The sequence below is a fragment of the Pseudomonas sp. Eqa60 genome, assembly GCF_018326405.1.
GTDB classification, from domain to species: domain Bacteria; phylum Pseudomonadota; class Gammaproteobacteria; order Pseudomonadales; family Pseudomonadaceae; genus Aquipseudomonas; species Aquipseudomonas protegens.
Genome location: NZ_AP024342.1, coordinates 6,396,401 through 6,409,072 on the forward strand (window position 1 = coordinate 6,396,401; position 12,672 = coordinate 6,409,072).

The following is a 12,672-nucleotide window of genomic DNA, read 5'->3' on the forward strand; positions in this document are numbered from 1 at the left end:
TTTAGTGGGCGACCGCAGCAGCGCCGTGTTCGTCGATCAGCGCGCCGTTGTGGAAACGGTCGATGGAGAAAGGGGCGGCCAGAGGATGCATCTCGCCCTTGGCCAGGCTTGCGGCAAACACGTTGCCCGAGCCCGGGGTGGCCTTGAAGCCGCCGGTGCCCCACCCGCAGTTGAAGAACATGTTCGGCACCGGGGTCTTGGAAATGATCGGGCAGGCGTCCGGGCTGGTGTCGACGATGCCGCCCCACTGGCGGTTCATGCGCACACGGGAGAGGACCGGGAACATCTCGACGATGGCCTGGATGGTGTGCTCGATCACCGGGTAGGAACCGCGCTGGCCGTAGCCGACCCAGCCGTCGATACCGGCGCCGATCACCAGGTCGCCCTTGTCCGACTGGCTGATGTAGCCGTGCACCGCGTTGGACATGATCACGCTGTCGATGATCGGTTTGATCGGCTCCGACACCAGCGCCTGCAGCGGGTGGGATTCGATAGGCAGGCGGAAGCCCGCGAGCTTGGCCATGTGCCCGGAGTTGCCGGCGGTGACCACCCCGACGCGCTTGGCACCGATAAAGCCCTTGTTGGTCTCGACGCCGATGCACACGCCGTTTTCCTTGCGAAAACCAATGACTTCGGTCTGCTGGATCAGGTCCACGCCCAGGGCGTCGGCGGCCCGGGCAAAGCCCCAGGCCACGGCGTCGTGACGGGCCACACCGCCGCGGCGCTGGACCGTGGCGCCGAGCACCGGGTAGCGAGTGTTCTTCGAGCAGTCCAGGTAGGGGATCTCGTCCGCCACCTGCTGGGTGTTGAGCAGTTCGCCGTCGATGCCGTTGAGCCGGTTGGCGCTGACCCGGCGCTCGGAGTCACGGATGTCCTGCAGGGTATGGCACAGGTTGTAGACCCCGCGCTGGGAGAACATCACGTTGTAGTTGAGGTCCTGGGACAGGCCTTCCCACAACTTCATCGCATGCTCGTAGAGCTGCGCCGACTCGTCCCACAGGTAGTTGGAACGCACGATGGTGGTGTTGCGCGCGGTGTTGCCGCCGCCCAGCCAGCCCTTTTCCACCACCGCGACATTGGTGATGCCGTGTTCCTTGGCCAGGTAGTAGGCGGTTGCCAGGCCATGCCCGCCGCCGCCGACTATGACCACGTCATAGACTTTCTTCGGGGTCGGGGTGCGCCACATGCGCTGCCAGTTTTCATGGTGGCTGAGAGAGTGCTTGAAGAGGCCGAAGCCCGAATAGCGTTGCATAGTCATTGCTCCAGTTGCGGCTCTCAGCGGTAAACCGGGAAATCAGCACACAGGGCCGCCACCTGACGGGCGACATTGGCCTCGACGTCGGCATCGCCGAGATGGTCGAGAATGTCGCAGATCCAGCCCGCCAGTTCGGTGCACTGGGTGACCTTGAAACCGCGGGTGGTGACCGCAGGGGTGCCGATGCGCAGGCCGGACGTGACAAACGGCGACTGCGGGTCGTTGGGCACGGCGTTCTTGTTCACGGTGATGTGGGCGCGGCCCAGGGCGGCATCGGCATCCTTGCCGGTCAGGCCCTGGCGAATCAGGCTGACCAGGAACAGGTGGTTGTCGGTGCCGCCGGACACTACATCGTAGCCGCGTTTGATAAACACGCCGGCCATGGCCTGGGCGTTGTCGATCACTTGCTGCTGATAAGCCTTGAAGCCAGGTTCCAGCGCTTCCTTGAAGCACACCGCCTTGGCCGCAATCACATGCATCAGCGGACCGCCCTGGGCACCCGGGAAAACGGCAGCGTTGAGTTTCTTCTCGATCTCTTCGTTGGCCTTGGCCAGGATCAGCCCGCCACGGGGACCGCGCAGGGTCTTGTGGGTGGTGGTAGTGACCACGTCGGCATAGGGCAGCGGGTTGGGATACAGACCGGCGGCCACCAGCCCGGCGACGTGGGCCATGTCGACGAACAGCAGCGCCCCGACCTTGTCGGCGATCTGCCGGAAGCGCGGGAAGTCCAGGGTCTTGGAGTAGGCCGAGAAGCCGGCGACGATCATCTTCGGCTTGTGTTCCACGGCCAGGCGCTCGACTTCGTCGTAGTCGATCAACCCGGTGCGGGTGTCGATGCCGTACTGCACCGCGTTGTACAGCTTGCCCGAGGACGACACCTTGGCCCCGTGGGTCAGGTGGCCGCCATGGGCCAGGCTCATGCCGAGGATGGTATCGCCGGCCTGCAGCAGGGCCAGGTACACCTCGCTGTTGGCCGAAGAACCGGAGTGCGGCTGGACGTTGGCGTAGTCGGCACCGAACAGTTGCTTGGCGCGCTCGATGGCCAGGGCCTCGACCTTGTCCACGTGCTCGCAGCCACCGTAGTAGCGCTTGCCCGGATAGCCTTCGGCGTACTTGTTGGTCAGCCCGCTGCCTTGCGCCTGCATCACCCGCTTGCTGGTGTAGTTTTCCGACGCGATCAGCTCGATGTGATCTTCCTGGCGTTGTTCCTCGGCATTGATGGCCGCCAGCAGTGCATCGTCGTAACCCTGGATCTGGTCTTGCTTGCTGAACATCACGTCTCTCCCAGCGGCGGCGGTGCGCCTTTCGTCTCGGTGAGGCGAGCCTTACAGCTACGCCCTTTGGATGCGATGGTATGACCGGGAAGGGGAACTCAAATGCCTATGGACGCCACGCAAAGGTGCGTTTACGACATGCCCTGGCGTGCGGAGATAAATGCCTGCCCGCACCACCCGCCAACGGCTCTGGATCGGGCCTGTCCTTCCCCCGCAACGCAACGCCCTCTGCCGTAGGAGCTGGCTTGCCAGCGAAGAGGCCCGCAAGCCGGGCGCAAATCCTCACGGGCGCCTTCGCCGGCAAGCCGGCTCCTACAGGGCTGCGCGCAGGGCCAGCAGCAGGAGAAAGTGCGCCGGGTACAGCAGGTAGGCCCAGCGGCGCATGGCCGGCACCGACCTGCCACGCAGCCCCCGCAGCAGCATCAGCCCCAGCCACGGCGCCAGCAGACAAGCGGCAATACCGCAGGTCGCCACCTGATTGCCCAGGCGCGCCGCCGGGAACAAGGTTTCCCATTGATTGGCCGCCAGGCACAGCGCCCCAGGCAGCAGGCTGAAATACCAGGGCCGGCGCAACACCAGTACCAGGGCCAGCGGCAGCAACACCCCGAAGGCGCCGAACATCAGCCGCTCGCTGAAAACCACCGCCAGCAGCAAGGCCAGCAGGCCAAGCCCCAGGTCCAGGTCTCTGCGCCGCTGCCAGCCGCGAGCCACCAGCAGGCCCAGGGCCAGGGTGGGCAACACATTCAAGGTATCGGGGTCGGGAATGAACAGACGATAGGGAATCTCGCTCAGCAGGCTGAACAGCAGCAACCAGCCCAGGTAGCGCCATGGGCCGGGCCGGCGGTCGATTTCATCCCTGGCCCGGGTCAGGTTCACCGCCATGGCCAGGCAGAACCAGGGAAACGCCAGGCGCCCGGGTACGTAAAGCCAGTCCAGGCTCAGGCCCACATAACGCAGGTGATCGAGGACCATGCTCAGCAGCGCCAGCCATTTCAGCGCATCCAGCGCCCCGTCGCGCCGAGCAGTGTCGGGTTTCAGCATCGCGTCACGCATAAATCCTTATGGGCCATGCATTATTCCGGCATAAACAGAGCGTGTGCTGGGCCATTATTCTTGGTTAAAGTGCGCACCATCATCGACCACGGAGCCGGCCATGACCGACAAGAGCCAACAATTCGCCAGCGACAACTACTCCGGCATCTGCCCCGAAGCCTGGGCCGCCATGGAGCAGGCCAACCACGGCCACGAGCGCGCTTACGGCGACGACCAGTGGACCGCTCGCGCCTCGGATCATTTCCGCAAACTGTTCGAAACCGATTGCGAAGTGTTCTTCGCCTTCAACGGCACCGCCGCCAACTCCCTGGCCCTGTCGTCGCTGTGCCAGAGTTACCACAGCGTGATCTGCTCGGAAACCGCCCACGTCGAAACCGACGAGTGCGGCGCCCCGGAGTTCTTCTCCAACGGCTCCAAGCTGCTGATCGCCGGCACCCAGAACGGCAAGCTGACCCCGGAATCGATCCGCGAGATCGCCCTCAAGCGCCAGGACATCCACTATCCCAAGCCGCGGGTGGTAACCCTGACCCAGGCCACCGAGGTGGGCAGTGTCTACACCCCGGAAGAAGTTCGCGCCATCAGTGCCACCTGCAAGGAACTGGGGCTGAACCTGCACATGGACGGCGCGCGCTTCTCCAACGCCTGCGCCTTCCTCGGCTGTACCCCGGCGGAGCTGACCTGGAAGGCCGGCGTGGACGTGCTGTGCTTTGGCGGCACGAAAAACGGCATGGCGGTGGGTGAAGCGATCCTGTTCTTCAACCACAAGCTGGCGGAAGACTTCGACTACCGCTGCAAGCAGGCTGGCCAGCTGGCCTCGAAAATGCGCTTTCTCTCCGCGCCCTGGGTCGGCCTCCTGGAAAACGACGCCTGGCTCAAGCACGCCCGCCACGCCAACCACTGCGCGCAGCTGCTGGCCCAACTGGTGGCCGACATTCCTGGCGTGGAATTGATGTTCCCGGTGCAGGCCAACGGCGTGTTCCTGCAACTTTCGGAACCGGCCATTGCCGCACTGACGGCCAAGGGCTGGCGCTTCTATACCTTCATCGGCAAGGGTGGCGCACGCTTCATGTGCTCCTGGGACACCGAGGAAGACCGCGTGCGCGAACTGGCAGCCGACATCCGCACCGTCATGAGCGCCTGACCCACCACCCCCGCCTGTAGGAGCTGGCTTGCCAGCGAAGAGGCCCGCAACCCGGGCGCCGCGCTCACCGACGCCTTCGCCGGCAAGCCGGCTCCTACAATGGCCAGCGCACCTCCCACCCCGTAGGAGCTGGCTTGCCAGCGAACAGGCCCGCAACCCAAGCGCCGCGCTCATGGACGCCTTCGCCGGCAAGCCGGCTCCTGCAACGGCCAGCGCACCTCCCACCCCGTAGGAGCTGGCCTGCCAGCGAAGAGGCCCGTCAAGCACGCCCCCTTCATCAGTTCACAAATTCCTGAACTGATTATTTGCCCCCACTGATTCAACAACCGCAGCGTTTGTCCGAGACTCCGGGGTCGACCTATAAAAATAAGGCTGTACCCCATGACGACTTCTTCTTGCGTCACCGAGAAAGCCCAGCCTCCCGGCCTTGCGATCGAAACCCGTTCCATCGACTACGTGCCGCGCAACGAGCGCCACGGCAAGGTCTGGCACCAGGGCCCCTTCTGGTTCACCGGCAACTTCGTGCTCACCACCATGGTCACCGGTTTCACCGGCGCAGCCCTGGGCCTCGCCCTGCAATACGCCATCCTGGCGATCGTCATCGGCGTCTGCCTGGGCACCTTCTGCATGGCCTTCCACGCCAACCAGGGCCCGCGCATGGGGCTGCCGCAGATGATCCAGTCCCGCGCCCAGTTCGGCCTGCGTGGCGCCATCGTGCCGTTCACCGCCGTGGTGTTCGTCTACATCGGCTTCAACGTGTTCAACGTGATTCTCGCCACCGATGCCATCAACACCGTGATTCCCGGCGCCCGGGCGCCCTGGTACACCCTGATGATCGCCGTGGCGGTGCTGATCGCGGTGATCGGCCATGACCTGCTGCACACCGTGCAGCGCTGGCTGACCTACGTGATGATCAGCGTGTTCGCGGTGCTCACCGTCAGTGCCCTGCTGACCCTGCAGGCCGACTCGGCCCTGGCCGACCCGCAGTTCTCCTGGTCGGCGTTCCTGATCCAGCTGTCGGCCGCCGCCGGCTACCAGATCAGCTATTCGGTGTACGTCTCCGACTACTCACGCTACCTGCCGCACCAGACGCCGTCGCGCCAGGTGATCTTCTGGACCTACCTGGGCGCCGCCGGTTCGGCCCTGTGGCTGATGTCCCTGGGGGCGTTCCTGGCTTCGGCCCTGCCCTCCCCCGATGCCATCGCCAGCGTGCGCGAAGTGGGCAACCGGGTGATCCCCGGCTTCGGCACCTTCACCGTGCTGATCGCAGTGCCGGCGCTGGTGGGCATCATGGCGGTCAACTGCTACGGCGCCATGCTCACCGGCATCAGCGCCATCGACGGCTTCAAGTCGATCAAGCCCAACCTCAAGAGCCGGGTCTGCGGAATCGTGCTGGTGGCGGTGGTGATCTTTCTCATCGCCATGAACATTCCCGAGAGCTACCTGGGCAGCTTCAACACTTTCGTGCTGCTGATGCTGTATTTCCTGGTGCCCTGGACCGCAGTCAACCTGGCGGACTTCTACCTGGTGCGCAAAGGTCGCTATGCCATCAGCGACATCTTCAATCACACCGGGATCTATGGCCGCTGGTCCAGCGCCGGGCTGCTGGCGTATTTCCTCGGCCTGCTGGCGATGGTGCCGTTCATGTCCCTGAGCTTCTTCCAGGGCCCGCTGTCCCAGGCCCTGGGCGGCGCCGACATTGCCTTCGTGGTTGGCCTTGCCGTGGCCGCGCTGGTCTACTGGGCGCTGACCCGCAACCTGGACCTGGACGCGGAGCGCCTGGCCATCCAGGCCAGCGAGCAGCAACTGGAAGGAGGCGCGCAATGATTCCTCAGGCATCCCTCAAGGTGGCCTGCCAGCAAGTGGCCCCGCGCATCGGCGACCTTAAGTACAACCGCGCCCTGGGCGCCGAGGCGATACGCCAAGCCGCCGCCCGCGGCGCCCAGGTGGTGGTGCTGCCGGAACTGGTGCAGAGCGGCTATGTGTTCAGCGACCGCAATGAAGCCCTGGCACTCTCGGAAAGCCTCGACGGGCCGACCCTGAGCCTGTGGAAAACCCTGGCCGAAGAGCTGCAGGTGGTGATCGTCGGCGGCTTCTGCGAGCGCCTGGACCAGGAGCACGTGGCCAACAGCGCGGCGCTGGTCGAACCCGAAGGCAGGCTGACGCTGTACCGCAAGGCCCACCTGTGGGATCGGGAAAACCTGATCTTCACCCCGGGCGACGAACCGCCGCCGGTGGTGGCGACCCGCTTCGGGCCGATCGCCATGATGATCTGCTACGACCTGGAGTTTCCCGAGTGGGTGCGCCTGCCAGCCCTGGCCGGCGCGGCCCTGCTGTGCGCCCCGGTGAACTGGCCGGATGGCCCGCGCCCGCTGGGCGAGCGGCCGGCGGAGATGGTCCGGGTGCAGGCCAATGCGGCGGTCAACCGGATGTTCATCGCCGCCTGCGACCGCTGCGGCGAGGAACGTGGAGTGAACTGGGTGGGCGGCTCGACCCTTGTCGATGCCGACGGTTATCCACTGGCGGGCAGGGATCGGGAAAGCGCCGAGCAGTTGCTGTTGGCGGAGCTGGACCTGACCCAGGCCTGGCACAAGTCCATCAGTGAACATAACCATGTGCACCTGGATCGGCGCCCGGCGTTGTATCAGTAACCGAAGGATCAGCTTGCACCTGTTCGCTGGCAAGCCGGCTCCTACAGCAAACGGATGCAGGGGCCGGTTTGCCGGCGATCAGAACTCCACGCGCACGTCGCCCTTGGGCACGCTGCAGCAGGACAGGATGTAGCCTTCGGCTTCGTCTTCCTCGGTGATCCCGCCGTTGTGCTCCATCTCCACCTCGCCCCCCAGCTTGAGCACCTTGCAGGTGCCGCAGATGCCCATGCCGCAGGCCTTGGGAATCATCAGGCCAAGCTTGGCGGCCGCCGCGTGCACGGTTTCCCCGGGGGCCACGCGGATGCTCTTGCCCGAAGCGGTGAACTCCACCTGATGCAGGTCCGCCAGGTCCGGCTCCGGCGCCTCGGCCGCCTGTTCGGCGTGTTCCACCGCATCGGCCCGGGCTTCGGCCGGGGTCGCGCCGAAGGATTCCTCGTGGTAGCGCGCCATGTCGAAACCGGCGGCCTCCAGCAGCCGCTTGACCGCGCTCATATAGGGCGTGGGGCCGCAGCAGAACACTTCCCGCTCCAGGAAATCCGGGGCCATCAACTCCAGCATCTTGTGGTTCAGGTAACCGCGATAACCGGCCCAGGGCTCGCCCAGGCCGTGCTTTTCGCAGATCAGGTGCAGGCTGAAGTTGTCGATCCGCGAGGCCATGTGCTCCAGCTCGCGGTGGTAAATGATGTCCTTGGGGGAACGGGCGCTGTGGATGAACACCATGTCGACGTTGGCGTTGGTGTCGTAGAACCAGCGCGCCATGGACATCACCGGGGTAATGCCGACGCCACCGCTGAGGTAGAGGATCTTCGGCGCCGGAAAGTCGATGGCGTTGAACAGCCCCACCGGCCCGTGCACCGCCAGTTCCTGGCCTTCGTGCAGGGTGTCGTGCAGCCAGTTGGAGACCTTGCCGCCGGGCACGCGCTTGATGGTCACCGAGAAGCTGTAGGGCACCGAGGGCGAGCTGGAGATGGTGTAGGAACGCATCACCGGCTGGCCCTCGATCTCCAGCTCCAGGGTGACGAACTGCCCAGGCTTGAAGAAGAACATGATCGGCTGGTCGGCCATGAAGCAGAAGGTCCGCACGTCCCAGGTTTCCTGGATGACTTTGACGCAACGGACGATGTGACGGCCATTGGCCCAGGTCTGGGTGGTTACCGGGTTGAGGAAGGTGTTGGACATGCTGTTCTCCACGGCCGACGGTCGGCGTCTTGTCAGCGATTCTGCGTAAGGCTTCTCGCGCCCATTTACCTATCTGCGACATTCACATGCTTATCGCGACCAGCCCCCAGCTGCCGGGGCTGGCGCGTCGGGAACAGATTGGGCCATGTCGCCCATGGATAAGGTTCTTGGCGCCTGCGGACCCACACTCGCCTCAACGACAACAGCCGTTTTTTTCGTGACTTGCGTAGCACCCACCGTAGCCACTAATTAATTCGCCGGCCGCACTGAACGGCCATGAGGACTTGAACGATGGACGTCACCGCAACCCTGAGCTTGGGCGATCCGCTGGAACCTGCACGCAAGGCCACTGCACAGATGCTGCAGGAACGTGAGCGGACCTTTTCCCTGCCGCAGCCGTTCTACTGCGATGAAAGGCTGTTCGATATCGACATGCAGGAGATCTTCCAGAAGGAATGGCTGATCGCCGGCATGACCTGCGAGATCCCTACCAAGGGCAACTACATCACCCTGCAGATCGGCAAGAACCCGATCATCGTCATCCGCGGCGCCGACGGCGTGGTCCACGCCTTCCACAACGTCTGCCGCCACCGCGGCTCACGGCTGTGCACCAGCGACAAGGGCAAGGTCGCCAAGCTGGTCTGCCACTACCACCAGTGGACCTACGAACTGGACGGCCGCCTGCTGTTCGCCGGCACCGAGATGGGCGCCGACTTCGACATGAAGCAATACGGCCTGAAACCGGTGAACGTGAAGACCGCCGGCGGCTACATCTTCATCTCCCTGGCCGAGAACCCGCCGGCCATCGACGACTTCCTCGCGACCCTGGCCCATTACATGGAGCCCTACGACATGGAGAACACCAAGGTGGCGGTGCAGACCACCTTGCATGAAAAGGCCAACTGGAAGCTGGTGCTGGAGAACAACCGCGAGTGCTACCACTGCGGCGGCTCGCACCCCGAATTGCTGAAAACCCTGCTGGAATGGGACGACGTCACCGACCCGCGGGCCGACCAGGCGTTCAAGGACCACGTGGCCGCCTCCGCTGCCGCCTGGGAAGCCGAGAAGATCCCTTACGCCCACGCCAGCTTTGGCCTGCGCAACCGCATCGTGCGCATGCCGCTGCTCAAGGGCACCGTGTCCATGACCCTGGACGGCAAACAGGGCTGCGCCAAACTCATGGGCCGGATCAAGAACCCGGACCTGGGCTCGATGCGCATCCTTCACCTGCCCCACTCGTGGAACCACTGCATGGGCGACCACATCATCGTGTTCACCGTGTGGCCCATCAGCGCGCAGGAAACCATCGTCACCACCAAGTGGATCGTGCACAAGGACGCCGTGGAAGGCGTGGACTACGACGTCGAACGCATGCGCCAGGTGTGGGACGCCACCAACGCCCAGGACCGGCGCCTGGCGGAAGAGAACCAGCGCGGCATCAACTCCACCGCCTACCAGCCCGGCCCGTACTCCAAGACCTACGAGTTCGGCGTGGTCAACTTCGTCGACTGGTACAGCGAGCGCATGCTGAGCAACCTGGGGGCGGAACCGGCGCCTTACCTCAAGGGTGTTCCGGTCACCGGCTGACACTGCAAGCACCGCAGCGGCTACAAGGCTTGTGTAGCCGCTACCGCAGGCTGCGAACGGTTTGGGCGGCATTCCGACGCAGCAGGCGCAGCGATCTTGAGAGCGCCTGAGGTCCGGCGGAAAACCGTCAAGCAAGGTCCTGCGGACCTTGTCGCAGCCTCGCGGGCTCGGCAGCGGCTACAGGGCCTTCGGGGCCGCGACCAGCTGACCGCGCCGGTCTCGCCGATGAAGGTCTCGCTGATCTGCGGGCCGTCCAGCCTCACCTTCACATAGCCATTGCGCACCCGTAGCGGGTAGTTCGGGTCGTCTGCCGAAAGGGTTTCCGACCATTGCACCTGGGTGTTGCCCTTCAGTTCGCTGGTAACGCCATAGGGAATCGCCCCATGGCCGATGCAGCGCCCATACATGCCGTCCCTGGGCGCTGTCCAGGTACTGGAAGCGCACGATCCAGCCGTCGCCGTCACGCTCCAGATGGCGCACCTGGGCCTGGCAGAAAATCTGCGCACCGTGATTGCGGTGGTGTTCTTGGCCTTGTTGTTACAGCCCCAGACGCAGTCGCCACAGTGGTTGCACGGCAGTTGCTCGACCCCGACGTGGTTGAGGTTGTTGGGTAACTTGGCGAAGGTCACGTTGATCGGCGGCTTGTAGAAATGCGCCTCCTGCTTGAGAAAGTCCGCGGACTTCTGGTTGGCCTGGAGCTTGGCCAGGGAAACACAAACTGTGGAAAAAGTGCCAACCGGCGGCAGCCCGGGGGTGCAGCTATAGGCGGGCACGCTGGTTGGTGGCGCGGCGGCGGGTGCGTCGAGGGAGAAAGGCGCGGATCGCGGAAGCCTGTGATGAACGACAGTCCATTGCCTGAGCTCCCGGGAACCGGATGTGGATAAGTAACTGCCAGGTCCTTGTGGCATCAGTGAAGACAGGCCACTTGCCAGTGTCAAGGCAGCCATTAGAACTGTATGAAATTTGATCTATTGCCGTGCAAGCCATGGATTACAAGGGGTGCAGCCTTCGACGAACACCTTATCCACACCTTGGCCCACAGCAACTGTGGGCAAGTTCCTCTGGCTTGGGGATATTTCGCCGGGCAATGGCAATAAAATCCGTAACTTATGTAGAAAGTGCTGTTTTACAAGACATTGATCATTTTTTGAACACATCCATCAAAGCCATGTATTCAGAAGGCTACAGAGGAAGGCGAACACCTTATCCACAGAACGGCCAACAGACTTTGGGGGCAACTCGGGTGCACGAGTCATGCACTGTGGAAAACCGCCAAACGCCGCGCATTATCAGGGCCACGCCAGGATATTCTGCGGAAAAACCAGCATTTGGTCGTTTTTTGAACAAAATCTTGAAAGCCCCGTTCTGCAAGGGATACAGCGCTAAGCGAACATCTTATCCACAGAAGCGCCAACAGACTTTGGGGGCAACTGCTGTGCAAAAGTCTACCCGAGGGTTTTCCCATCATGGAAAAAACGCCATAAAAAACGCCGACTTAGCCTGATCAAAAATCGTACAGGCGGCGCCAGGGCCCGCTGCACAAGGGCTGGAGCGAGGCGCGAACACCTTATCCACAGGTCCGCACACAGGGATTGTGAGTAACCCTACCCCCCTGTCGCGAAAGACGGCCGGGAATTGTGCAAAACCGCGCCGGCCTCTTCGCCGGCAAGCCGGCTCCTACAAGGCATGGGTACATTTCCCTCCCGTAGGAGCTGGCTTGCCAGCGAACAGCGGTGCCAGGGGTTGTGCATAACCCTGAGGTCAGCGCACTACGCCTTCTTCGATGAGCAATTTGAGAATGGCTTCGGCACCCGCCTCAGGGCTGACGCCCTTGAGTACCTGGCCGGTGCCGCCGCTGGCCTTGGCGGTAGCGGCTTTCATGCGGTCGGCGCCGCTCTTGGCCTTGATCACTTTCAGGCGCTTGGGGCGCGGCTTGGCCGGTTGCAGGCTGGAGCCTGTGAACAACTCGTCCTCCACCACCAGCACCTGGTCGGTTTCGAGCACGCCCCGGCGCGCCGGGCCGTAGGCGCTCTGGCGCGGCTTGGGTGCGGCGTTATCCACAGTGGCGAGGAATGGCAGGCGCACCTTGAGCCGGCGTCGCTGGCCGCGAGGCAAGGCTTGCAGGACATGGGCCACGCCATCGCCCAGGGACTCGACCTGGGCCAGCCCCACCACCAGCGGCCAGCCGAGGTTTTCCGCCAGCAGGAATGGCAGCATCCCCGAGCCCTCGCCGGTTTCCGCCTGGCTGCCGGTGAGCACCACCTGGGCGCCGGCATGACGCAGGTACTGGGTCAGTGCCGGCAGGGCATCGGCGCCCGCCGGCTGCTCCAGCACATGCAGCTGTTCCAGGCCCATGCCCAGGTAGGCGCGCAGGGCCGGTTCGGCTACATCGCCGGCATGCAGCACCTGCAACTGCGCACCGGCCAGTTGCAGGCCCAGTTCCACTGCCCGGGCATCCTGTTCGGCACGCCGCGGGCGGCCGGAGGTGGGGTGGGCGCCAATCGAAATCAGGCTGATTACATTGCTGTGCAT

General features: G+C 64.0%; 9 protein-coding genes and 1 pseudogene. 4 read left to right on the forward strand and 6 right to left on the reverse strand.

Features of this window, described 5'->3' with window-relative positions; genetic code table 11:
* Position 1: 1 nt before the first annotated feature.
* The 3 genes from KI242_RS29040 to KI242_RS29050 form a co-directional block, all read right to left on the reverse strand.
* On the reverse strand, positions 2-1,252 hold the full coding sequence (locus tag KI242_RS29040) for a sarcosine oxidase subunit beta family protein (RefSeq protein ID WP_011063903.1): 1,251 nt from the start codon (positions 1,250-1,252) through the stop codon (positions 2-4).
* A 23-nt stretch (positions 1,253-1,275) separates the two neighbouring features.
* Positions 1,276-2,529 (reverse strand): serine hydroxymethyltransferase, encoded by a 1,254-nt coding sequence (locus KI242_RS29045; protein WP_011063904.1) that lies wholly within the window; start codon positions 2,527-2,529, stop codon positions 1,276-1,278.
* Positions 2,530-2,841: 312 nt separating this feature from the next.
* Positions 2,842-3,582: a TraX family protein gene (locus KI242_RS29050; RefSeq protein WP_053154277.1), complete on the reverse strand. Its 741-nt coding sequence runs from the start codon at positions 3,580-3,582 to the stop codon at positions 2,842-2,844.
* Between the two features lie 100 nt (positions 3,583-3,682).
* Between KI242_RS29050 and KI242_RS29055 the strand changes: the two genes are divergently transcribed.
* The 3 genes from KI242_RS29055 to KI242_RS29065 all read left to right on the forward strand — a co-directional run bounded on the left by KI242_RS29055 (position 3,683) and on the right by KI242_RS29065 (position 7,374).
* Positions 3,683-4,723 carry a low specificity L-threonine aldolase gene (locus tag KI242_RS29055; RefSeq protein WP_011063906.1) on the forward strand — a complete coding sequence of 347 codons (1,041 nt, stop codon included), beginning with the start codon at positions 3,683-3,685 and terminating at the stop codon, positions 4,721-4,723.
* Between the two features lie 381 nt (positions 4,724-5,104).
* Positions 5,105-6,550, forward strand: coding sequence for a cytosine permease (locus KI242_RS29060; RefSeq protein WP_077934895.1), 1,446 nt, complete (start codon positions 5,105-5,107; stop codon positions 6,548-6,550).
* Positions 6,547-7,374, forward strand: coding sequence for a nitrilase-related carbon-nitrogen hydrolase (locus KI242_RS29065; RefSeq protein WP_212805756.1), 828 nt, complete (start codon positions 6,547-6,549; stop codon positions 7,372-7,374). The genes KI242_RS29060 and KI242_RS29065 overlap by 4 nt, the downstream gene beginning before the upstream one ends.
* Before the next feature lie 78 nt (positions 7,375-7,452).
* Here KI242_RS29065 and gbcB read toward each other — a convergent pair whose 3' ends face one another.
* On the reverse strand, positions 7,453-8,553 hold the full coding sequence (gene gbcB / locus KI242_RS29070; protein WP_011063909.1) for a glycine-betaine demethylase subunit GbcB: 1,101 nt from the start codon (positions 8,551-8,553) through the stop codon (positions 7,453-7,455).
* Positions 8,554-8,844: 291 nt separating this feature from the next.
* On the opposite strand from gbcB, the gene gbcA reads away from it, so the two are divergent.
* Positions 8,845-10,140: a glycine-betaine demethylase subunit GbcA gene (gbcA, locus tag KI242_RS29075; RefSeq protein WP_011063910.1), complete on the forward strand. Its 1,296-nt coding sequence runs from the start codon at positions 8,845-8,847 to the stop codon at positions 10,138-10,140.
* A 396-nt stretch (positions 10,141-10,536) separates the two neighbouring features.
* Here the strand turns inward: gbcA and KI242_RS29085 are convergent.
* Together KI242_RS29085 and KI242_RS29090 are read right to left on the reverse strand one after the other, a co-directional pair.
* Positions 10,537-10,841: pseudogene (locus KI242_RS29085) on the reverse strand (hypothetical protein); the annotation flags it as partial.
* A 1,060-nt stretch (positions 10,842-11,901) separates the two neighbouring features.
* Positions 11,902-12,672: an electron transfer flavoprotein subunit beta gene (locus KI242_RS29090; RefSeq protein WP_011063912.1), complete on the reverse strand. Its 771-nt coding sequence runs from the start codon at positions 12,670-12,672 to the stop codon at positions 11,902-11,904.